Annotated in this window: 20 protein-coding genes and 1 riboswitch; of the genes, 4 read left to right on the top strand and 16 right to left on the bottom strand. The window is 62.5% G+C overall.

Translation table 11 applies throughout. From position 1 onward, the window contains the following. Positions 1-172: 172 nt before the first annotated feature. From EV286_RS09210 to EV286_RS09155, 12 genes are all read right to left on the bottom strand, one after another. Positions 173-1,108: a lipid A biosynthesis lauroyl acyltransferase gene (locus tag EV286_RS09210; RefSeq protein WP_132956719.1), complete on the bottom strand. Its 936-nt coding sequence runs from the start codon at positions 1,106-1,108 to the stop codon at positions 173-175. 3 nt (positions 1,109-1,111) lie between these two features. Further along, the gene (locus tag EV286_RS09205) at positions 1,112-2,140 is read right to left on the bottom strand and encodes a zinc-binding dehydrogenase (protein WP_132956718.1); all 1,029 of its coding nucleotides are present in this window, start codon (positions 2,138-2,140) and stop codon (positions 1,112-1,114) included. Between the two features lie 135 nt (positions 2,141-2,275). Further along, on the bottom strand, positions 2,276-3,562 hold the full coding sequence (locus EV286_RS09200; RefSeq protein ID WP_132956717.1) for a beta-ketoacyl-ACP synthase: 1,287 nt from the start codon (positions 3,560-3,562) through the stop codon (positions 2,276-2,278). Positions 3,563-3,574: 12 nt separating this feature from the next. Beyond that, positions 3,575-4,780 carry a beta-ketoacyl-ACP synthase gene (locus EV286_RS09195; RefSeq protein WP_132956716.1) on the bottom strand — a complete coding sequence of 402 codons (1,206 nt, stop codon included), beginning with the start codon at positions 4,778-4,780 and terminating at the stop codon, positions 3,575-3,577. Positions 4,781-4,889: 109 nt separating this feature from the next. Continuing rightward, a complete protein-coding gene (locus tag EV286_RS09190; protein ID WP_132956715.1) occupies positions 4,890-5,363 on the bottom strand; it encodes a 3-hydroxyacyl-ACP dehydratase FabZ family protein in 474 nt (157 codons plus the stop codon). Between the two features lie 124 nt (positions 5,364-5,487). Continuing rightward, positions 5,488-5,772: an acyl carrier protein gene (locus tag EV286_RS09185; protein WP_003495848.1), complete on the bottom strand. Its 285-nt coding sequence runs from the start codon at positions 5,770-5,772 to the stop codon at positions 5,488-5,490. 197 nt (positions 5,773-5,969) lie between these two features. After that, entirely contained in the window at positions 5,970-6,950 is a 981-nt protein-coding gene (gene cbiB / locus EV286_RS09180; RefSeq protein ID WP_132956714.1) for an adenosylcobinamide-phosphate synthase CbiB, read from the bottom strand. After that, positions 6,947-7,948, bottom strand: a complete 1,002-nt coding sequence (gene cobD, locus EV286_RS09175) for a threonine-phosphate decarboxylase CobD (RefSeq protein WP_132956713.1) — start codon at positions 7,946-7,948, stop codon at positions 6,947-6,949. Before cobD ends, cbiB begins: the two co-directional genes overlap by 4 nt. Further along, positions 7,945-9,252, bottom strand: a complete 1,308-nt coding sequence (locus tag EV286_RS09170; protein ID WP_132956712.1) for a cobyrinate a,c-diamide synthase — start codon at positions 9,250-9,252, stop codon at positions 7,945-7,947. The genes cobD and EV286_RS09170 overlap by 4 nt, the downstream gene beginning before the upstream one ends. Further along, positions 9,249-10,091, bottom strand: a complete 843-nt coding sequence (gene cobA, locus EV286_RS09165) for a uroporphyrinogen-III C-methyltransferase (protein WP_132956711.1) — start codon at positions 10,089-10,091, stop codon at positions 9,249-9,251. The genes EV286_RS09170 and cobA overlap by 4 nt, the downstream gene beginning before the upstream one ends. 267 nt (positions 10,092-10,358) lie before the next feature. Next, positions 10,359-11,309, bottom strand: coding sequence for a nucleoside hydrolase (locus EV286_RS09160; protein WP_132956710.1), 951 nt, complete (start codon positions 11,307-11,309; stop codon positions 10,359-10,361). A 77-nt stretch (positions 11,310-11,386) separates the two neighbouring features. After that, positions 11,387-11,836 carry a cobalamin biosynthesis protein gene (locus EV286_RS09155; protein ID WP_132956709.1) on the bottom strand — a complete coding sequence of 150 codons (450 nt, stop codon included), beginning with the start codon at positions 11,834-11,836 and terminating at the stop codon, positions 11,387-11,389. A gap of 156 nt (positions 11,837-11,992) precedes the next feature. On the opposite strand from EV286_RS09155, the gene EV286_RS09150 reads away from it, so the two are divergent. From EV286_RS09150 to EV286_RS09135, 4 genes are all read left to right on the top strand, one after another. Then, complete coding sequence (locus EV286_RS09150) at positions 11,993-12,808, top strand: TSUP family transporter (RefSeq protein WP_132956708.1); 816 nt, start codon at positions 11,993-11,995, stop codon at positions 12,806-12,808. Between the two features lie 73 nt (positions 12,809-12,881). Further along, positions 12,882-13,247: a nuclear transport factor 2 family protein gene (locus EV286_RS09145; RefSeq protein ID WP_132956707.1), complete on the top strand. Its 366-nt coding sequence runs from the start codon at positions 12,882-12,884 to the stop codon at positions 13,245-13,247. Next, a complete protein-coding gene (locus tag EV286_RS09140) occupies positions 13,244-14,035 on the top strand; it encodes a helix-turn-helix transcriptional regulator (RefSeq protein ID WP_132956706.1) in 792 nt (263 codons plus the stop codon). Before EV286_RS09145 ends, EV286_RS09140 begins: the two co-directional genes overlap by 4 nt. A 330-nt stretch (positions 14,036-14,365) precedes the next feature. After that, the gene (locus EV286_RS09135; protein WP_132956705.1) at positions 14,366-16,126 is read left to right on the top strand and encodes an acyltransferase family protein; all 1,761 of its coding nucleotides are present in this window, start codon (positions 14,366-14,368) and stop codon (positions 16,124-16,126) included. 36 nt (positions 16,127-16,162) lie between these two features. Here the strand turns inward: EV286_RS09135 and cobO are convergent, their stop codons facing one another. From cobO to cobU, 4 genes are read right to left on the bottom strand one after another with little or no spacing between them, the layout of a single operon-like run. After that, positions 16,163-16,807, bottom strand: a complete 645-nt coding sequence (gene cobO, locus EV286_RS09130; RefSeq protein ID WP_132956704.1) for a cob(I)yrinic acid a,c-diamide adenosyltransferase — start codon at positions 16,805-16,807, stop codon at positions 16,163-16,165. Then, complete coding sequence (gene cobN / locus EV286_RS09125; protein WP_132956703.1) at positions 16,804-20,571, bottom strand: cobaltochelatase subunit CobN; 3,768 nt, start codon at positions 20,569-20,571, stop codon at positions 16,804-16,806. Before cobN ends, cobO begins: the two co-directional genes overlap by 4 nt. A 9-nt stretch (positions 20,572-20,580) precedes the next feature. Next, on the bottom strand, positions 20,581-21,630 hold the full coding sequence (gene cobW, locus EV286_RS09120; protein ID WP_132956702.1) for a cobalamin biosynthesis protein CobW: 1,050 nt from the start codon (positions 21,628-21,630) through the stop codon (positions 20,581-20,583). A gap of 4 nt (positions 21,631-21,634) precedes the next feature. Continuing rightward, positions 21,635-22,162 carry a bifunctional adenosylcobinamide kinase/adenosylcobinamide-phosphate guanylyltransferase gene (gene cobU / locus EV286_RS09115; protein ID WP_132956701.1) on the bottom strand — a complete coding sequence of 176 codons (528 nt, stop codon included), beginning with the start codon at positions 22,160-22,162 and terminating at the stop codon, positions 21,635-21,637. 141 nt (positions 22,163-22,303) lie between these two features. Then, positions 22,304-22,707, bottom strand: a riboswitch (cobalamin riboswitch). Between the last annotated feature and the right edge of the window lie 121 nt (positions 22,708-22,828).

Raw genomic sequence — 22,828 nt, 5'->3', positions numbered from 1 at the left:
ATATCTTGAAAAAGTCACCGGGCCGCCAGATACTCGACGAAATCAGCTGCCGCTGACTGCCCCCAAGCGGCAAATTCCTCTCAGTGACAGGGGCTTAACATGATTTCCCCTCACGTTCAATCTCAATCAAATTTTAGGGTAGAGCGCCGTCTACGCTGTTTGCCGTAGGTGATTATCGTGGCAGCGTGTGCTTGATGTTCCAGCGGTCGTGGTACCACAGCCACTGCTCGGGATTTTCCCTTACCCAGCTTTCGACTTTGTCGTTCAGCATCTGCGCGGTGGCGCGGACGTCGAGATTGCCGCGCTCGTCCCGCGGGAGTTCCATGCGCGGTTCAATCTCCAGCCGGTAACGATTGCCCGGGAGGCGGATGCAGCGTGCCGGGTAGACTTCGCAATTGAACTGCCGGGCAAGCTTTGCGAGCAACGGATTCGTCTTCACGTCTCGACCGAAGAATGTGGTCGTCAAACCCTTGGTGAACTTCTGGTCGACCAGGACACCGACGCCACCGCCGGACTCGAGCTGGCGGGCAAGCGCAAAAGAAGAGCCGGCATGCGACGGAACGAGATGGCCCATGCGGGCGCTGCGGAACTCAAAGACCTTTTCCGCGACATAGGGATTGTTTGGCGGACGGAAGAGGACGGTGACGTGCAGCCCGAACGCGGCGCCCGCGACGGGCAACAGCTCGAAATTGCCGGTGTGGCCGGTAAAGACGATGAAGGGCCGCGGATTGTCCTTGAGATCGATGAAGAGCGGGATTCCCGAGACCTCGATCCGTCCCTCCCCCTGCCTTTCGGGATCGAAGTCGAACAGCCGGTCGAGGAAGACATATTCGGCAGCCAGCCGACCCATATTGCCCCAGCTTGCGAGCGCAATCTCCTCGATCTCCGCATCGCTCTTCTCTGGAAAAGCGTTGCGCAGGTTGACGAGCATCAGCTTGTGGCGTCGCGTCTTCGGGCCGATGAGCCGCACGAAGCGGTCGGCGAAGTTCATTGCGCCATCGGCGGGAAAAAGCTTGAGGAAGTTCAGGAATCCGAACGCGATCTGCGCCACCAGCCACTGCTGGAAATGCCGAAGTGCGAGAACGATCCGGGTAATGAGGATCTTCAATGCTCAGTCCATCTTCAGGATGATCTTGCCGAAGATCTGGCGCGATTCCATGCGCTCCAGCGCACGGTCGATCTCACCGAAGCTGACTTCGGTGTCGATCACCGGATGGACGAGGCCGCGGCCCATCTTCTGCATGGCATTGGCCATGTTCTCCATGCGGCAGCCGAAGGAGCCGAGGAGCTTCAGCTGCTGCTGGAACAGCATCATCAGGTTCATTTCCGTCGAGACGCCCGAGGTGGAGCCGCAGGTGACAAGACGGCCGCCGCGCTTCAGGCAGAGCATCGACCCTGCCCAGGTGTCCTTGCCGACGTGTTCGAAGACGACGTCCACGCCCTTCTTCTTGCTGAGCTTGCGCACCACGCCCTCGAAGCGGTCGGTGCGGTAGTTGATGACATGGTCGGCACCGAGCGCCCTGGCCTTCTCGATCTTGTCGTCCGAGCCGACGGTCGTGATCACGGTGCAGCCTATCTTCTTGGCGAGCTGGATCGCCGCCGTGCCGATGCCTGAACCGCCGGCATGAACCAGAATGGTCTCGCCGGGTTCGAGCTTGGCATTGTCGAACAGCATGTGCTCGACGGTACCGAAGGTGACCGGAGCAACGGCCGCCGCCACGGCATCGACACCGGGCGGTGCGGGCACGAGCAGGCGCGCCGGCAGGTTCACCTTCTCCTGCGCGAAGCCGTCAAGATGGAAGCCGTGCACGCCGGAAACGTGTTCGCAGAGGTTGTCGCGGCCCTCTCGGCAGGGGCGGCAGAGACCGCAGGTTCGCGCGCCATAGATGGAGACCAGCTGGCCCGGAAGGACGTTTGCAACCCCAGGCCCGATCGCTTCCACCACTCCCGAGGCTTCGGCGCCGATGACGAGCGGCATCTTGCGCTTGGCGAATGCCATGCCACGCCAGCCCCACACGTCGATATGGTTGAGGGCAACCGCCTTGACACGCAACGTCACCTCGCCGGCGCCGGGTGCATCCGGTTCGGGGAGATCGGTGATCTCAAGCTTGCGGTCGTCAATCAGTTGCAAAGCGCGCATGGGAAAGTCCTTCGGAAGCGCAGCGGGCCCCCGCCCGGTGCGTAGCTGCAGGACCCGTCACGACCCTCACACATCCTGTAGGATGCGGGCGCGGCGGTACGTCCCTGTCTCGTTCAAATTTTTGTCGGGAACCGATTAAGCCGGTTCGAGCGACATGACAAGGCTGGCATTCTGGCCGCCGAAACCGAAGGAGTTCGAAAGCACGGCATTGACCTGCTTTTCCCGCTTCTTGTTCGGCACGACGTCGAGTGCGATCGACGGATCCGGATTGTTATAGTTGATCGTCGGCGGCAGTATCCCGGTCAGCATCGTCTGCAGCGAAAACACCGCCTCAACAGCACCCGCCGCCGTCAGCGTATGACCGATCATCGACTTGTTCGACGAAACCGGGATGCTCGCGAGCCCCTCGCCGAATACGGCAAACATCGAGCCATATTCCATCTTGTCATTCTCTGGCGTCGACGTGCCATGCGCGTTGATGTAGCCGATTGCGCCCTCGTCGATACCGGCATCGGCAAGAGCCGCGCGGATCGTCGCGATTGCCGGGGCTCCGTCGGGGGAAGACCGCGTGCGGTGGAAGGAGTCGGCCTTGTCGCCGGCACCGCGCATGATGCCCAGGATCTTTGCGCCGCGGGCGACAGCCGTCTCGAGCGATTCGAGCACCAGGGTCGCCGCACCTTCGGCGATGACGAAGCCGTCGCGATCCTTGCTGAAGGGCTTTGACGCCTTGGTCGGCGGGTCGTTCTGGGTCGAAAGGGCTGACAGGAGCGAGAAGCGGATCAGCGCTTCGGCGCTGAGCGAGCCGTCGGTCGCAACCGTCAGCGCCCGTGTGGTCCGGCCCTGGCGGATCGCCTCAACACCGAGCTGGATCGCCGTTACGCCGGAAGCGCATGCCGTCGAAAGCGTCACGGGCAGGCCTCGCGTGCCGAAGCGATCGGCAAGGCGCTCTGAGATGGCGCCAAAAAGAGAGGCCTCGTGAAATGCCGGATCCGGCCGCTGACGCATGGCCGCCAGGAAGCGCTCATAAGCGTCACCCGGGTGATCGGACGGCGGGGAGCGGTCGGCAAGGTCGAAGCGGGCGCTCCATTCAGGTTCGATCGGCGGGGCTGCGAGGAAGAGCGGCCCGTTGAAATCGCCGGACAGTCCCGCCTGGGCAAGTGCCTCGATCGTCGTCTCGCGTGCGAAGGCATAGGAGCGCTCGACGGCGTTCGGGACCGGGATGTCGATGAAATCGACCGTGCCGGCAATGCGGGTGGAAAGGCCGTCGGTGGGAAACCGGCTGATATTGTGAATGCCGGAGGTACCGGACGAAAGGGCGTTCCAATTGTCCTTGAGCCCCTGGCCTAGCGAAGTGATGATGCCCATGCCGGTGACGGCGACGATCGGGCGGCCGAGATGATCCTTGTAGGCGGATGTCGTCATCGAGTTTACTCCCTACGCTTCGGCGGAAAGAACGGCTACGCCCTCGCCGCGGACATGGCCGACCGTGGTGACGATCGCCTTGCTTGCCGCGGCCTTCATGGGCCTCTCGTGTGTCGGATCGAAAGCAGGCACCTTCGCCTCGCTCGCCAGGGCGAGTGCGGCGAAAGCAATGCCCAGGGGAAACTGGCTTTCGAGGCCATGGCCCGCGATGCCGCCGTAGCCGCGAATCGCGGCCGACGGAAACTTCTCATCGAGCAGTGCCTTCTCTCGTGACGCGAGCTCGAGGAAGCCGGTACTGCCGGAGAAGATAACGGTGCCTTCGGCCGGCGCATCGCCGGCAAGATCGAGAAGGCGCTCGAGACGCTTTTCAAGCCCGCCCTCTTCTCGCGAGCCGCGATCGCCCTCGACAGCATCAATGGCCGCATAGATGTGCGCGCCGCGCGCTTCTGCATGGGCGCGCGATTCGAGGACGAGAAATGCGCCAAGCGAGCCGCTGATCATGCCGCCGCCGTCTTCTGGCTTGCGCGACCAGAACGGGTGCCAATCACCAAGGGAATGGCCGTTGAGCGATTCGAACAAGAGGATCATGTCCGGCCGCTCGGCCGAGAAGGCGCCGCCGACCAGCGCATGGGTGGATTCGCCTGACTTGATGCGATGGAACGCCGTTTCGATGGCGGAGATGCCCGAGGCTTCTTCCCCCATGAAGGTGCGCGATGACCCGGTGACCTTGTGGACGATGGAGATATTACCGGCCAGCAGGTTCGAAAGCTGCGCCAGGAACAGCGTCGGCCGCAGTTCCGTCGTCAGCTTCTCGTTGAGGAGCAGCTCGCGATCGTTGCGCTTCAGCGCCTCGTCGACGATCAGTGTGTCGACGTTGATGTCGCGCTCGCCGCCGCCGGCGGCCACGATCATGTCCATGGTACCGCAGGCTTCCAGGTCGTCCTTGAAGCCCGCATCGTCAAGCGCGAGACCGGCGGTGAACACCCCGATGCGCTGCCAGTTTTCCATCTGCCGCTGATCGCCCCGCTTGGGAATCTGCTGCGACCAGTCGATCTCGGGCAGCGGGTGCACCGGGTAAGGCTTGAATTTTTCGGTCTCGATGATGGTTGCCGGTGCCTTGTCCGCCGTCAGCACGGCGACATGCGCCTCCTTGCCGACACCCTGACAGGTGACGATTCCAACACCGGTTATCACCACGTCGTTCTGAGACTTGCTCATCTGTCATCCTCTGAACTGTGCGACGCGCAAACTTAGGACGCACGGCGGCACAGCAACATTTCGCATGGGACGCACTGCCGTCCGGCAAACCCCTGCCGATCCTTCCCGGTTAGGCGCCGGCGGCGATTGCGTCAAGAAGCCCGACCTCTTCCGCCCTCTTCCTGACGATATCGGCGAGCGGTACCTCGTTGAAAGGCATCGTGCGCAGCTTGAGCTGCGCGTCGCACACCTTTTTGCCCGCAACGGCGATTCTTGCCTTCGTCACCGCAAATCCAGAGCCGTCGTGCTCCAGATGTGCCTCGATGTCGAGTACAGCTTCCGGCTCCACGAAGGTGCGCATTTTTGCGCCATCGACCGACATCAGGAACGGCATCGCGGCGAAATTCGTAACGGCAAGTACCAGCATGCCAGATGCCTGCGCCATCGTCTCGATGAGGAGCACGCCGGGCACCAGCGGCATTCCGGGAAAATGCCCCTCGAAAACCGGGCTCTTCGCAGGAACGATCGACTGCGCCTTGAGCACGCCGGCCCCGAGGTCCAGCGTCTCCACCCTGTCAATCATCTGGAAATATTCCAGCAGCATCGCTTTCTCCGGCGCGACCGGCCGCATTTCAACGTTGTTCCGGTCAGATAGGCCTATGCGGGAACGAAACCGCCCGGCCGCCATATTCCAGCGCGGCAGGGCGTTCGAAGAGAAACGGTATGGCTCAGCCCTTTGCGGCGCGCAACTCGTCGATCTTGGCACAGAGGTTTTTCAGCACGAAGTATTCTTCGGTCGAAACCTTGCCTTCGTTGACTTCCTGCGTCCATTGCTCGAGCGGGATCTTGATGCCGAATTCCTTGTCGATGGCGAAAACGATGTCAAGGAAGTCGAGGCTGTCGATGCCGAGATCGTCGATCGTGTGGCTTTCCGGCGTAATCGTCTCGCGATCGATTTCGCTCGTCTCAGCGATGATGTCGGCAACTTTGTCGAATGTAGCAGTCACGCCCATACCTCTTGAAATGATTATTCAATGCCCCTCATAGGCAAATCCATTCCAAAAGCCAATGGTTTCGGCCACGACGGCCGGCAATTTGCCGGACGACTGTTGCGCAAACAGCAATGGAACACAACCTCCGCGCCTTGGCGGCGGCCGGCTGCGCCATGCGATATATCAATACACTGTTGGCAATGCCTGCTATTGGCCGATCAGAGAAGGCAGAGGAAGAGAAGCAGCGCCGCAAGCGCAAGTGCCGTGCAGGCGGCGCGGAAGATCGAAATGGCGGACTCGATATCGCTCGCCATTGCAGTGTCACGGCCGGCGCCGTTGATCATCGGCTCGCTGACGAGAACGCCGGAATAGATCCGCGGTCCCGCGAGTTGGATGTCGAGCGCCCCGGCTATCGCCGCCTCAGGCCGCCCTGAGTTCGGCGAGCGATGCAATCCGCCATCGCGCAGGGCGACATCGATGGCGCGGATGGCCGCCGAAAGGCTGCTTCGAAGCAGTGCACCCACCGAAATCAGCAGGATGGAGAGGCGCGCCGCCGGCCAATTGGCGAGGTCGTCCAGCCGTGCGGATGCCCAGCCGAAGTCGACATAGGCCTCGGACTTGTGGCCGATCATGGAATCAGCGGTATTCAGCATCTTGTAGAGCAGAATCCCGGGAAGCCCGAAGACGGCATACCATAGCGCCGGTGCCACGACGCCGTCGGAGAAGTTCTCGGCAAGGCTCTCGATTGCGGCGCGGCAGACCCCTGGCTCGTCGAGCGTTTCCGGGTCGCGGCCGACGATCCTCGACACCGCCTCTCGTCCACCCGCGAGCCCATCCGTTCGCAAAGCGGCAGCGACCGTCCCGACATGATCGGCAAGGCTCTTCTGCGCCAGCAATACGGCAACACAGACGATTTCCGCAAGAATGCCGAGCGGTCCGAACAGGCCGAAGATGTATTCAAGGATCCAGCCCGCGGCGACGCTGAGGGAAAGGAGGGCCACGATGGAAAGCACGCCGTTTCGCCGCCGCACATGTCCCGGCAGGCCGCGACCGTTGAATCTCCTGTCGAACAGGGCGATCGCCTTGCCGAAGGCGACCACAGGATGTGGCAGGCGCGCCCATAGCCAGTCCGGATCGCCGACGATGCGGTCCAGCAAAAGCGCAAGGACGAGAATGAGCAGGTGTTCGTCAGCCATCATCTGCCAGGAGCTGCTAGTGCGTCGGCCAGTCGTCGGTCCGATTCGCCGCCCGGCGCAAGGCCAAAGCGCAGCCAATTCGGCGCATAGTCGAACTTGCGGACGAGGATGTGGTGCCGGCACAGATGTTCATGAATCGCTCCCGCCCGTCGGTCTTCGACGAGAGCAAAAAGTGCCGTGCCGCCTGCAACTCTGAGCCCTGCTCTCTCTAGGACAGCGGCAAGAGCGGCGCGGCGCTGAAGAATGCGTTCGCGCAGTTCGACCGTATCCCCAGCGAGCAACGAAGCCGCAAGCGAAAGCGCGGGACCGGAAACCGCCCAGGGACCAAGCCACTCCTCGAGGCGCTGGAGAATGTCCGGCCTTGCGATGACGAAGCCGAGCCGCAAACCGGCAAGGCCGAAGAACTTGCCGAAGGAGCGGAAGATGACCAGATTCGGCATCCGCGAAGCGAAAGGCGCAAGGCTGCGATCCGGCTCGGCATCGGCAAACGCCTCGTCAACAAGCAGCAGTCCGTTGCGCGCGACAAGCTCGGCATGCAGGTGCTCAAGCCTCTCTCTGGAAAGGATGCGGCCATCGGGATTGTTGGGGTTGACGGCGACGACGAGCCCGTGGCTCGGCCCCACGGCAGAGAGGTCGTCAACATGATCGACGGTAAAGCCCGCGGCCTGGAAGGCTCGTGAATATTCACCATAGGTCGGCGAAAGGATCGCGACGCGCCTGTCGGGCTCGACAAGCCGCGGTAGGAGCTGAATGACGGACTGGGTTCCCGGAACCGGCAGTGGCTGACGCTCGACGCTTCGATAGTAGGTGCGTGCCGCCTCGCGTGCGGCCTCCGCAAGGTAGGCGTCCGGCAGCCTGTGCCATGCCGACATGGCTATCTCAGGCAACGCGACGGGGTTCGGATTGATGCCTGTCGAAAGGTCGAGCCATTCGCCCGGCGTTCCGCCGTAGAGACGCGCCGCGGCAGTGATTCCGCCGCCATGCACGATCGCCGGACTCATGCTGCCTCCGAGGAGATATCGATGAGGTGCATGTAGGAGCCAGCCACCTTCCCTCGCCGCAAGCCCGCCTCTCCAAGATCGTTGCCGAGCGCATCCGTGACCTGGAACAGCCGCTCCACACCGGCTTCAGAGACGACGGTCGAATAGTGAAATTCATGCGCCGTCATCGGCTGGTCGAAGAAGGAGGCGTCAAGTGGAGTGATACGGCGATAACCGAGGTGGCGCTTGCGCCGTTCATAGCTCGTGACCACCGGCAGGAGCCCAAGCATCCTGTGTCGCTCGCCATCGGCATCCACCAACCCCTCGCCCAGAACCATATAGCCGCCGCATTCGCCATAAATGCGCGCTCCGCGTTCGACTGCGGCAGCCATGGCGCGCCGGAAGTTGCCTGCGTCGGCAATCCTGCCCGCATGGAGCTCCGGATATCCGCCGGGCAGATAGACGGCGTCCGCGCTTGCAGCGGGACCTTCGTCGCTCAGCGGCGAAAAGAAGGATATCTCGGCGCCGCGGCGACGCCAGCCGAGGAGCATGTGGTCGTAACAGAAGGCAAAGGCGATATCGCGAGCGACCGCGATGTGGCCGCCAAGCGGGGGCAGCCGGCCGATATTGGCGTCAGACGGCCTGTTCAGACCCTGCTGCGCCGCTCGCTGCAGGATGTCTAGATTCCACTCTCGCGAGACGGCGGACGCGGCGCGGTTGATGAAATCCTCGAGCGCCGCGTGCTCGCCGGCCTGCACCAGGCCAAGATGCCGCTCCGGCACCTCCAGGCTCTCGTCGGCACGCAGGACGGCGACGACGGGCATGCGGATGCGCTCGAGTGCCCCGCGCAACATGGTCTCGTGGCGCGCACTGCCCACCTTGTTGAGGATGACGCCGGCGATACGGACGTCCGCGCGGAAATTGGCATAGCCGCTGACAAGCGCGGCGATCGAATGCGACATGCGCGAGGCGTCGACGACAAACACCACCGAGAGCCCCAGCATGGCGGCAAGATCCGCCGGTGACCCGGTGCCGTCGGCGGCACCGTCGTAAAGGCCCATCATGGCCTCGACGACAAGCATCCGGTCTCCCATCCGGTGAAGGGCGGCGTTTGCGGAAATGAGCTCCGGACGCATCCCCCAGGCATCGAAATTCAGGCACGGAACGCCACTTGCGGCAGCATGAAAGGCCGGATCGATGTAATCAGGGCCAGCCTTGCCGGGAGCGACGGCAATATCCCGGTCGCGCAGTGCCCTGAGCAGTCCGAGCGTCACGGTCGTCTTGCCCGACCCGGAGGACGGTGCAGCTATCAGCAGGCCGCTCATGCCGTTACCTTGTTTGCCTTCCGGGCGAACGGGTCCGGCTGCAGTCTCCGCCCGGCCAATGCACCCAGCCAGTCGAGAGACGGCCGCAGCCTGATGACCTCGCCCACGACGACGATCGCCGGGGGCTCGAAGCGCGATTCCGCGACGGCGGCGGCCGCCTCGCCGAGGGTCGTTTCGAGCACCTTCTGCCCGTCGGTCGCCGCGTTGGAGACGAAAGCGACAGGCTCGTGAGGCGAACGTCCGGAAGCAATCAGCTTCGTGCTGATCTGCGCGATATGCTTCATTGCCATATACATGACGATGACAGGTGAGCCCTTCCCGATCGCCTCCCAGTTGATCGCATCCGGCACGACGCCCGAGGAATCGTGGCCCGTCAGAAACGTCACGGCATGGTTGATGTCCCGATGGGTGACGGGGATGCCGGCATAGGCAAGACCGCCGATGCCGGCCGTAATGCCGGGCACGATGCGGAACGGAATGTTGTATTCGACAAGCGTCAGCGCCTCTTCTCCGCCCCGTCCGAAGACGAAGGGATCGCCACCCTTCAGCCGCAGTACGCGCTGCCCTGCCCGAGCAAGCTCGACAAGGCGAAGGGAGATGTCGCGCTGCTTCGCCGACGGCTTGCCGCCACGCTTTCCGGCATATTCGAGCGCGGCGTCCTGTCGGGCGAGCTTGAGGCAGTCCTCGTTGACCAATGCGTCATAGACGACGATGTCCGCCTCGGCGAGGCCCTTGGCGGCGAGCAGCGTCAACAGGCCCGGATCACCCGGACCGGCCCCGACGAGCCAGACATTGCCCGGCTCCAGCACCGGCAGGTTCGAGAATGCAGTAGTGTTCATCCCTCTTGTCCTATGCCCGGGCGGGGTAAATTGCAATCTTGGAAGCCTCCTTGATGATAGTGGCGCTCGCGGGCCGAAACCCGCATATCCGCGAAGGATCGTTTCTTGCACGCGACAGTGCCGGAGGTTGTCAATCAAAGGCAAAGCAACATGTCGAGAGAGTGAGTTTATTTATTTAAGTATTTTACATAATAAATTGTTTTTATTCGAACATACAGCCATGAACGGGGCGACGCGGCAGCAACGGCCGCGTCGTGGATCCATCCATCAGGCCGAAAGCAGCGTCGAGCGAATGAGATCCAGCACCTTGACCGACTGTATCCCCGTGCAGACGATCTGGCTCGGATAGCCGTCCCAATCGCCGGGCGGAAATCGGCGGCCGTCCGGCTTCAGGATGGTCTGGCCGTCGGCGATGCCGCCGCAGACCACGCGCACTGCGCCCGACCGCGTCTCGAAGAGCTCCGGCGCCACTAGGTATACGCAGGCGCAGCTGTCGTGGACCATCATGGCCTCGTCGATGATATGGCCATAGAAGTCGATATAGGACTGCGAAAGCCGATCGAGCAGCTTGACCGGCGCATCGCCCGCAGCGGCCATTTCGGCAAGATAGCTGCGGGTCATGACCGTGACCGCCGTGACATCGAGCCCGACCACCACGACCTTCCAGGGTGCTGTTAGTACGATGTCGGCCGCTTCGGGGTCGCCATGGATGTTCGCCTCCGCCACCGGCGAAACATTGCCCGGCACATAGAAATTGCCGCCCATGATGATGACGCCCTTCACGAGGGAGGCGATCTCGGGATCATGGCGAAGGGCCAACGCCAGATTGGTCATTCGACCGACGGCTACAAGCGTCACCTCGCCCGGGTTCGCGCGTACCGTGTCGATGATGAACTGATGCGCCGGCCGCGAATCGAGCGGCAGGTCGATTGTTTCGGGGACATCGATGTCTCCCAGGCCATTGTGGCCGTGAACGACGGTGGGCCAAGGGCGATCCGGACGCGAAGGGTCGATGGTGACGCCTGCACCCTTTGCAACCGGTGCCGCTATGTCCCATTCGCGCTTGAGAAACAGTGCATTGCGCGTTGTTGTCTCGACAGAGGCGTTTCCGAACACGGTGGTGATGCCGAGGAGGTCGATCTCCGAATGCCGGTGCAGGAAGAGAAGCGCCATGGCATCGTCGACGCCGGGATCCGTGTCGTAAATGACTTTATGCATGATAATTCCTTGATGATCCTATCGACCGATTGACCCCAGGCGGGGCCGGTGCCGAAGCGGCCCACCATAAACTTCGGCTATTTTTCTGCAACATCCGGCGAGCCAATCCTGGCAATGGCCACCGTTGCCGATGCAGACTTGATCTTGCCGAGCACGAGTTCGCCAACCGGCCCGGCGACGGCAAGAGCGGCCGCTTCGGCGACACCATGACAGCCCACCCGGGCAAAGACACGCTCCGAGGGATTCAGGAGCCGCGGTGTCTCCTGCTCCAGCCTTGCCGCGTCGAATGTGGCGAGGGAAACGCCGAAGAGATCCGCGATCGCACGCACTGCCGGCTCGTTCAATCGACTGTCGATCGAAGCCAAAGCCGCAATGTCATGCGCGTCGATGCTTGCCAGTCTCATGGCCTGCCGGACGAGGAGGAGTGCCTCGTCGGGCTGCGTGCCGCGCTCGCAGCCCATGCCGAGCACAAACCTGCCCGGGCGGCTCTTCTGGGTGGCCACACTTGCAGACGCTAATTCCTTCATCGTGTGCAATTCGGGCTTTCTTTGATCGTAAGCGGTTCCATCAATGTGCTTGCGGCTATCAAATTTGCCGCACATGCAGCGGAGACGATTGCCTTGGCGAAGCCGGAATGCAAGAAGGCTCGCGATATATCAAGTCCCATCTCTCGAGTTCCTCCCTTGCCAGACCTCGCATTCCACTTGCTACTCCTGCTTTTCGCCGCCGCTTTCTTCGCTGGCTTCGTCGATTCCATCGCCGGCGGCGGCGGCCTCATCACGGTTCCGTCGATGCTTATCGTAGGCATTCCACCGCTGCAGACGCTCGGCACGAACAAGGTTCAGTCTGTCTTCGGGTCAGCCTCGGCGACGATCGCCTACGCGCGCAAGGGCCATGTCCGGTTGAAGGAGCAACTGCCCATGGCGCTGATGGCGGCGGTCGGCGGCTGCCTCGGGGCGGCGCTCGCGACGATCGTGCCGGGCGAACTGCTCCGCATCGTCATGCCCGTCCTGCTGATCGTCATCGCGCTCTACTTCGCCTTCAAGCCGAACCTCGATGATCTTGACCGGCATCGCCGCATGTCGCCCTTCCTCTTCGGGCTGACTGTGGTACCCCTGATCGGCTTCTACGATGGCGTCTTCGGTCCCGGGACCGGCTCTTTCCTCATGCTGTCCTTTGTCACGCTGGCGGGCTTCGGATTGCTCAAGGCCACCGCGCATACCAAGCTTCTGAATCTCGGCTCGAACATCGGAGCTCTGATCGTCTTCACATCCTATGGAGCGACGCTCTGGAAGATTGGTCTCCTCATGGGTGTTGGCCAATTCCTGGGTGCGCAGGCCGGCTCGCGTCTTGCGATGCGCAGCGGCGCGAAGATCATCAAACCGCTGCTGGTCGTCGTCTGCATCGCCTTTGCCATAAAGCTGCTCGCCGATCCGGCAAATCCCATCCATGTCTATATCTCGACATTGGTCGCGGGCATTCTATTACCTCAGGCGTAATTGATCGGACATTCCGCCTCCCGCAAGATCGCGCTGCCTGGAACGACCGGGCGATCGCAAGGAGATGACCCCGATGACCGACGCCAACATGAATGCAAAGCGCTACCTCGCCATCTGGAACGAGACCGATGCCGAGCACCGCCGCGGCCTTATCGCCGAATGCTGGACGGAAAACGCGACCTACATCGACCCGCTGATGCGTGGCGAGGGTCACGAGCAGATCAACGGCCTGGTGCAGGCCGTGCAGAACCGCTTTCCGGACTTTCGCTTCTCGCTGATCGGCGGGGCCGACGGCTTCGGCGACAATCTGCGCTTTTCCTGGGGGCTCGGCCCGGACGGCGGCGAGGCGGTGATCAAAGGCACGGATTTCGCCCTACTCGAAGGCGGGAGGCTGAAAGCCGTCCACGGCTTCATCGACCAGTTACCGGATGCTGCATGACGGCGCCCGCCCGCTCTCTCGGAGATCACCTGCGCATCTGGCGCCAGCGTCGGCACATGAGCCAGCTCGATCTGGCGCTGGAGGCCGAGATTTCGCAGCGCCATTTGAGCTTCATCGAGAGCGGGCGGTCGACCCCGAGCCGGGAGATGCTGCTGCACCTTGCCGAGCGGCTCGACGTGCCCCTGCGTGAACGCAATGGCCTTCTGCTTGCCGCCGGCTTCGCGCCGGTCTTCTCCGAACGACCGCTTTCCGACCCGGCGCTGGGGCCGGCCCGCAAAGCGATCGACATGGTGCTGAAGGGGCACGAACCTTTCCCGGCGCTTGCGATCGACCGGCACTGGACGCTCATTGCAGCAAACGCGGCACTACCACCGCTGCTTGAACTGGTCGAGGATGCTGTACTGCTTTCTCCACCCGTCAACGTATTGCGGCTCAGCCTTCATCCGAACGGGCTTGCAGGAAGCATCGCTAACCTGGCGGAATGGCGCGCTCATCTGCTCGACAGATTGCGCCACCAGATCGGGATTTCCGGTGACGACACGCTGGCAGGATTGCTGAACGAACTGCAGGCATATCCCTCGCCCGCCCCGGCTGTTCATGCGGTACAGGACTACGGCGGCATTGCCGTGCCGCTCAGGCTGCACACGAAGATCGGGATCTTGTCCTTCATATCTACGACGACCGTCTTCGGAACACCGATCGATGTCACGCTCTCCGAACTTGCCGTCGAATCCTTCTTTCCGGCGGACGATGAAACGGCCCGCATCCTGAGAGATATCGCGCGGTAACCGTCAGAACTCCAGGCTCGCCCTGATGCGGGAGCGGGTGGGGCTATTGATCAGTTGTGGCGCGATCAAAGGCTCCGCAAACTGTCCCAAAGTCTTAGACGCCGGTCGCGAATCTACGCTTTCTGGATGTGCCGTTATCCGTCGCTACCGATTTCGGTACCACCGAACCCAGCCTCTAGGCAATTCGTCCATATTATGCGCCGCATATGCCCATGTTACGGATTCCTTGCGTGCGACAAGAGGCTGTCTTCCTTCGAGGGACGCCGTCGCGGATGGCGGTGAAGCCGGCGTTGCGCGTACGGGTCATGGTTTGCGTTTTGGGGCAGGTCTATGGAGCATCGTCGCGAGATTGATGGACTGCGAGCGATTGCTGTCGTGCCTGTCGTCCTATCGCATGCAGGCTTCCCCATCTTCACAGGGGGCTTCGTCGGCGTCGACATCTTCTTTGTCATCTCGGGATTCCTCATAACGGGAATCATCATCGCGGAGCTCGACAAGGGCCGGTTCTCGCTGGCCCGTTTCTATGAACGCCGGGCGCGGCGTATCCTTCCTGCGCTTTTCGTCGTGATCCTCGCCTGCATCCCCTTCGCATGGCTGTGGATGCTGCCCGACATGATGGAGAACTTCGGGCAAAGCGTTGTTGCGACCATACTTTTCGCAAACAATCTCCTGCTTGCAAAAACGAGTGGCTATTGGGACCTCGAGGCGGAGTTCAAGCCCCTGCTGCATACGTGGAGCCTCGGGGTCGAGGAGCAGTACTACGTGCTCTTTCCGCTGCTCCTGGTCGGTCTTTGGCGTTGGGGGCGCAAGCCCACTCTCGTCGCCATCGGCGTGATCCTGGTTGCCAGCCTGATCATGTGCGAGATCGGCGGGCGCCTCTTTCCGCAGGCGAATTTCTATCTCACGACTTCGCGCGCCTGGGAGCTCCTCGTCGGGTCGATGTGCGCATTTGCAAGCTTCCGTCTAGAGCGGAAATACAACGAAGTGCTTGCGACGATCGGCATGCTCCTGATCGGCTTCTCAATATTCGTCTATGACAGCCACGTCCCCTTTCCATCACTCTATACGCTGGCGCCCGTCTTCGGCACGGCGTTGGTACTGCTTTTTGCAAGGGAGGGTACTGTCACCTGCCGTATCCTTTCGCTGTCACCGCTCGTCGGCATTGGGCTCATCAGCTACAGCGTCTATCTCTGGCACCAGCCGCTCTTCGCCTTTGCGCGAACCTACAGCCTGGATCCGCTTGGTCCGCTCGACATGCTTGGCCTTGTCGCGGCAACTTTCCTGCTCTCCTGGCTTACATGGAAATATGTCGAGACGCCTTTCCGCGATCGCTCCATCACGCCAATGCGCTTCCTCTCGACCGGGCTTGCCACGGCTGCAGCCCTCATGTTCGCGGTCGGTCTCGGCGCGCACCTGACACACGGCTTCCCGAGTCGCGTGTTCAATGGAGTAGACGAGCGCGAGATGTTCATTGCCTACAATTCCGGCGTCTTCCGCTTCAAGACAGACGATTTCCCCAAGAACGGAAAGAAGAACGTGCTCGTCATGGGCGACAGCACAGGGCGCGATTTCGTCAATGTCATCGAGGAGGCCGGACGGCAGCGCGACTACAACCTTATCTACCGCGACGACTATGTGTGCCCGGCACAATCTCCAGTCTCGCCCACGCTATCAAAGCTCTTCAGCGAAACGGACGTCTTTGTCCTGGTCTATATTGGCTCCAATTGTGCGGGCCAGTTGACGGCGGATATCGGCGCGGAGAACGCGAAGAAGCTGATCGTGATCGGGCCGAAACATTTCGGCTACAATCTCAACCCCTTCCTTCGAACGCCGCCCGATGAACGCGCGAGCGTGCGATCGAAAATCCTCCAGCCGATCCTCGACGAGAACAACCTCCAGCGCGCAACGCTTCCGCCTGGCGGCAAGTTTGTGGACCTGCTGCACCTGATCGGCAGGGACGGCACGACCATGCCGGTGTTCGACGAGAACGGCCTCTTCCTGTCGCAGGATCGGGTGCATCTGACGAAGCCGGGCGCTATCTATTTCGCAGAACGCATCTTCACCGACCCGGCTCTATCGGTCCTGCATTAGGAGCGGGACAGCAAGGTCGGGACGAGCCCTGCTCCATCAGAACTCGACGCCGGCCTGTCCCTTGATGCCTGATCGGAACGGATGCTTTATCAACTCCATCTCGGTCACGAGGTCTGCGATCTCGATCAATTCATCCTTGGCATTGCGGCCCGTCAGCACGACATGCGTCATAACCGGCTTTTCGGCCTTGAGGAACTCGATCACCTCGTTGACGTCGATATAGTCGTAGCGCAGCGCGATGTTGATCTCGTCGAGCAGGACCATCGAATTGCGCTCGTCGCGGATCAGCGCCTTCGCCGTCTCCCAGGCGGCGGTCGCCGCCGCTATGTCGCGGGCCCGGTCCTGCGTCTCCCAGGTGAAGCCTTCGCCCATCGTGTGGAACTGGCAGACATCCGAGAAATGCTTCTCGATGAGGTCACGCTCGCCCGTCCACATCGCGCCCTTGATGAACTGCACGACCGCGCAAGGCTTGCCATGGGCGATGTGGCGGAAAATCATGCCGAAGGCGGCCGAGGACTTGCCCTTGCCCTTTCCGGTATGGACGATGATCAGGCCCTTCTCACCCGTCTTCGTTGCCATGATCTTGTCGCGGGCGACTTTCTTCTTCGCCATCTTTTCGGAGTGGCGGGTTTCGTCGTCCCTGACCGGGTCGGTCGCCGCCTCTGTGGTTTCCTCGATCATCGTTTCTCCCCATGCATGATCTTGATGTTTGCGCCTTCGCCCTCGTGGGTCGACAGGTCGAAGCGCGCCGAGTTGCTCCGAGGCGACCAAAGCCGCCGGTCTATCGATTCCAAAAGCCGTTCCTTCATCTCGGCGAGCACTGCCGGATTTTTCTCGGCCATGAAATCCCGGACCTTGGGATCCGCCACAAAAGCCTGATACACCGCCTCGAAGTGATGACTGCGCACCGCCCCGGTCGTTGCGGCGAAGGCGAAGAGGTAGTCGACCGTCGCAGCGATCTCGACGGCACCCTTGTAACCGTGACGCATGACGCCCGCGATCCACTTCGGATTGACGACCCGGCCCCGCACCACGCGACCGATTTCCTCTTCGAGCGAGCGAATGATTGGCTTCTCCGGGCGCGAATGGTCGTTGTGGTAGATCGAAGGGCGGCTATTGCCGATATATTCGGCCGCGGCCGCCATGCCCCCTTCGAACTGGTAATATTCGTCGCTGTCGAGCAGGTCGTGCTCGCGATTGTCCTGGTTCTGGATCACCGCCTGGAGCGAACGGAGACGCTCCTCGAAGACGCTGCGTTCTGCGCGACCCTCCTCGCCCGCGCCATAGGCATAGCTGCCCCAGACGAGATAGGCCTCTGCGAGATCGGCGCGGCTTTCCCAGCCCTTCTCGTCGATCAGAGCCTGCAATCCGGCGCCGTAGGCACCCGGTTTCGAGCCGAAGATGCGATAGCCGGCTCGGCGCGTTGCCGTGGAAGCGTCAAGGCCAGCCGTCTCGAGCCGCCTCGCCTCGCCGCACATGCGCGCAGCGATCGGGTTGTCGTCCGCGTCCTCGTCGAGAGCGCCGACGGCACGGACTGCCCTGTCGAAAAGCGCAATCTGCTCGGGAAACGCATCGCGGAAAAAGCCGGAGATGCGCAGCGTGACATCGACGCGGGGTCGTCTGAGCAGTGCCGCCGGAACGATCTCGTAACCGGTCACGCGGCGCGAGGCCATATCCCAGAGCGGCTTGACGCCGATCAGGGCAAGGGCCTGCGCAATATCGTCACCGCCGGTGCGCATGTTGGACGTGCCCCACGCGGTGAGGCCGAACGAGACAGGCCATTCACCATGGTCCTGGACGTAGCGGCGGATCAGCAATTCGGCGGACTTCCGGCCGAGCTCGTAGGCCGCCGGTGTCGGCACGGCACGGCTATCGACGGAGTAGAAGTTGCGCCCGGTCGGCAGCACGTCGGGGCGGCCGCGGGTCGGCGCGCCGGACGGTCCCGGCTGCACGAACCTGCCGTCGAGACCCTTCATCAAGGCGTCGATCTCCGCGTCGCCGCATTGCAGGATCGAAGGCTTGAGCCGGGCCTCGATCTCGTCCAGTACCGAGAGCACGTTTGCCCAGGAGGCGGGGCACCGAACCGCGCCGGACACAAGGTTCGTCGCCAGCAGCTCGACCCGCTCGACCGAATCGCCCTGCGTGCGCCACGGATCAGGCGAGAGTTCCGCCAGGATCGTCGGCCGAGGCCCCGTCCACAGGGCAGCCATGTCGCAATCCAGGGGATCGAAGACGAGCTCCGCATCCTTTGCGATTGCCCGCTGCAGGCTCTGGTCTGCGCCCTCGCCCATGCCGCGCGGCACACGCGCCAGCGCAACGGTCAGGTCGGTCAGAAGTCGGCCCTCGGGCGACACACCGAAAATGTGCAGCCCGTCGCGGATCTGCATTTCCTTGAGGTCGCAAAGATAGGCGTCGAGCTTCTTCAGCGCCTCGTCCTCGCTCTCGTTCTTGGCGATGCCGGCGTCGGCATCGAGACCGATATCGACGACGAGATCGAGGATCTGCTTGCGCAGGAGCCGGATGCGGCGCGGATCCCCGCCGGAGGCCTCGTAGTACTCGTCGACCAGCGCTTCGAGATCCTTGAGCGGGCCGTAGCTTTCGGCCCTGGTCAGAGGCGGGGTCAGATGGTCGATGATGACGGCGCTCGCGCGCCGCTTTGCCTGCGTGCCCTCGCCCGGATCGTTGACTATGAAGGGATAGAGATGCGGAACCGGCCCGAGGATCGCTTCGGGATAGCACTCCTCCGAAAGAGCCAGCGCCTTGCCGGGCAGCCATTCCAGATTGCCATGCTTGCCCATGTGGATGACCGCATGGGCGCCGAATTCCGTCCGAAGGAAGGCATAGAAAGCCAGGTAGCCGTGTGGCGGCACAAGGTCCGGCGAGTGATAGCTGTCCTTCGGATCGACGTTGTAGCCGCGTGCCGGCTGGACGCCGACGAGCGTCTCGCCGAAACGGACGAGAGACAAGGCAAAGGCGCCCCCGCTGAAGCCGCGGTCGTCCTCCGGTGCGCCCCAGCGTGTCTTGATCTCGTCTTGAACCCTCTTGGGAAGCGATGCGAAGAAGGCATTGTAGGAATTGAGAGAAAGGGTCTCGCGGGTGACCCTGCCGAAAGAGCGGGCATTGGTAGGGCCCTCCACCAGATGCCGCATCAAAGCATCGCCATCAGCCGGAATGTCGGAGACGGCGTAACCCGCCGATTTCATCGCCCTGAGCACCTCGATCGTGCCGGCCGGCGTGTCGAGGCCGACGCCGTTGCCGAGCCGGCCATCACGATTCGGATAGTTGGCAAGCACCAGCGCGATGCGACGCGCATCAGCTGAGGTCTGCCGGAGCCGCGCCCAGTTGGCGGCGAGTTGCGCAGTAAAGCGCATGCGGCCCTCGTCGGGCTCGCTGCCGACGATGTTGGCTTCGACCCGGTCGTCATAGCGTGCCGCGGTCTTGAATGAGACGGCGCGTGCAAGCACACGTCCATCGACCTCCGGCAACGCGACGTTCATGCCGAGATCCCGTGCCGACAGACCTTGAGCCGATATCGACCACGCTTCCTTCGAAGAGGCCGACAGGATGGCTTGCAAGACCACAGGCTCTCCGGTTTCAAGCACTGTCGGCTCGCGGTCGGCGCCCGGCGCCGAAACGGCAAAGCCGGTCGTGTTGATCACGACCTCCGGCTTCAATTCGGTAAAGACGCTTTCAAGGATGGCTTTCGAAACCGGGTCCTTGAGGCTGTAGGCAAAGACCGGCAGCGCCCGCATGCCTTCGGCCGCAAGCGCCTCGATCACCGCTTCCACCGGCTTTGTCTCGCCGCTTTGCACGAGCGCGCGATAGAAGGCGATGGCGGCGACAGGCGCTTCAGGCTGTTGGGAGGCGAGGCCTCGCCACTCCTCCACGCCGATTGCACCGCGCCCCGGCCACCAGATCCCGGCTTTCATGAGAGGGACCGCCGGTGCAGGTTTCTCCGTACCCGCAAGCATGGCGGAGGCATAGGAGAGGAACGCCGCCGAATTCACGTCTCCCCCCTCGATCAGGTAGGACCACAGCGCATTGAGATCCTCCAGAGAGACATTGGAGAAGGGTGTCAGGCCTGGATCCGGCTTCGCGTCACCCGGAAGAACGGCGATCATCGCTCCTTGGCGGGCGGCACAGGCATGCAGCGCTTCCAGCGCATACTGGAAATAGCCGGCGCCGCCGAGGGCGCGCACGATGATGAGCTTAGCATGCCGAGCGGTCCGTTCGACATAGGTGTCTACGGACATCGGATGTCGGAGACTCATCAAGCTCGCAAGTCTCAGCGAATGCTTGCCCTCTCCGCGCCCGTGGGCCGAGGCGATCGCGGCGAGCTCCGTATCGGCCGCCGAAAGGAACAGGATATCGCCAGGCGACTGGCCGAGATCGACCGCCTCCTCGCCATCGCTTATCGTTCCCTTCTGGGCCAGGAGGAGGTGCATGATATCGCCTTAGACCAGTGCCTCGATGGCTTGGCGCACCTGCGCTTCGTCCATCTCGTGCAATCCGATGACCACAAGCCGCGTCTGCCGCGGCTCGCCCTGCGTCCAGGCCCGGTCGAAATACTGGTCGATGCGGGTTCCGACCGCCTGGATCTGCAGGCGCATTGGTTTGCCGGGAACATCCACGAAGCCCTTCAGCCGCAGAACGTCATGGGCGGCGATCACCTGCTTCAGGCCGTCGACAAAAGCCGAAGGGTCCGCAATGGGCCCAAGCTCTACGACAAAGCTGTCGAATTCGTCGTGATCGTGCGGCGTGCCGTCCTCGTGCTCCAGTTCGTGATGCGACTTGCGATTGGCTACCTCCGCTTCTGTTCCGACGCCGAGACCGAGCAGGATGGCGGTCGAAACCTCGCCGTTTCTTGCCTCGATCATCGTCGGCTTGCGGGCGATGCGGGAGGCCACCTCGTCGCGAACTCTCGCAAGCCCGTCCTCGTCGATCAGGTCTGTCTTGTTGAGAACGATCAGGTCGGCGCAGGTAAGCTGATCCTCGAAGAGTTCCTCGATCGGGCTCTCGTGATCGAGGGTTTCATCCTGCACGCGACGCGCATCGACCGCGTCATGGTCGTCCGCGAAACGGCCCGCGGCAACGGCTGCGCTGTCAACCACCGTTATCACGCCGTCAACCGTCACCTGGGTGCGAATGTCCGGCCAGTTGAAGGCGGCGACGAGCGGCTGCGGCAGCGCAAGGCCCGAAGTCTCGATGACGATGTGGTCGGGCCGCTGTTCGCGGTCCAGCAGCCGGGTCATGGTCGGGATGAAGTCGTCGGCGACGGTGCAGCAGATGCAGCCGTTGGTGAGCTCGATGATATCGTCCTCGGTGCAGTTCTCCGCGCCGCAGCCCTTCAGCACCTCGCCATCGACGCCGAGATCGCCGAACTCGTTGATGATGAGGGCGATCTTCTTCCCGCCGGCATTGGTGAGGAGGTTGCGGATCATCGTCGTCTTGCCCGCTCCCAGGAAGCCGGTGATGACAGTAGCGGGAATCTTCTGCTGGTTCATGCGATCAACCCTTCATTTTCAGCGGCAGTCCGGCCGCGACGAAATAGACTTCTGCCGCCGCAGCGGCGATCAATTGGTGGAGCCGGCCGGCATGGTCGCGGAAATCTCGCGCCATGCGGTTTTCCGGTACGATGCCGAGACCGACCTCGTTCGAGACGATAATTATCCGCGCCTTCGTGCGTGGCAGAAGCTCGGCAAGTGCGGCGAATTCCGCCGCCATGTCGCGTTCCGCCATCATCAGATTGGTAACCCAAAGCGTGAGGCAGTCGACGAGAATGCAGCGATCGGCTTGATCGGTCGCCCGAAGGCAACCCACGAGATCAAGCGGCACTTCATGGGTCGTCCAGGCGCCTCCGCGGTCCTCCCGGTGGCGGGCGATGCGATCGCGCATCTCCTCGTCCCAGGCACGGCCTGTCGCGACATAATGCCGTTCGAGGCCGGTCGCCGCGGCAAGCTCTTCTGAAAAGCGGGATTTGCCGGAACGCGCGCCACCCAGCACGAAGACGACGCCCGAATTGTTGTGCTCAGTCATGCACGGAACTCACGCGCCGAGACGCGAAGCGCGCGCTGATGCGAGCATTGCCGCACAATCCTGTGGCGGCAGGTAACCGAAAAATTTCACAGCCATGACAACCTCCGTGCTGGCAGCGGGATCACATCCCTAGTTGGTGGGCTTTTGCCCGGCACGCATGGCAGGTCTCCTGGCTCGCGGGTGCGGCGACACGATCAGGCTCCGCCCGAGGGCGGCGTACCTGATCGTGCGCCATCGGTTCTTCCTCGCCTTCCCGGACTCACCGGCATCGCGAAAGGGTGGACGATTCGTAGAAATGGAGGCGTCCGGCCCCGGCTGATCACGATGCCAATCCAGTGGCTTTTCCCCGCCCGTCTGCTGCTTGCCCGCCTGCACCATGCGGACTATCGGCAAGCATCATCCGAGCCAGGACGGAAGACCCTGACCGCTATACAGTCGCGGGGTCGGCTGCGATGAGGGCGCCCGACTTGGGTCCACCCCTTCACATTCCCTTTTCATCCCGGCCAGCGCATCGCTGTCCCGGAACCATCCGTTGCGACGATGATTAGGCCGATGCATCTGGCAAGTCAATCAACGGTCGGGAAAGCGCACAGCTGTGGCCCCGGGCCGTAAAATGCGCACCCATGCGGCTCTCCTGCTGCAAAGCTTTGACGATAGCGCCCCGGG

The sequence above is a fragment of the Rhizobium sp. BK251 genome (assembly GCF_004345245.1).
Lineage (GTDB): Bacteria > Pseudomonadota > Alphaproteobacteria > Rhizobiales > Rhizobiaceae > Rhizobium.
Note: the sequence above shows the minus strand (reverse complement) of the source record. Positions and strands in the feature narration are given on the sequence as shown.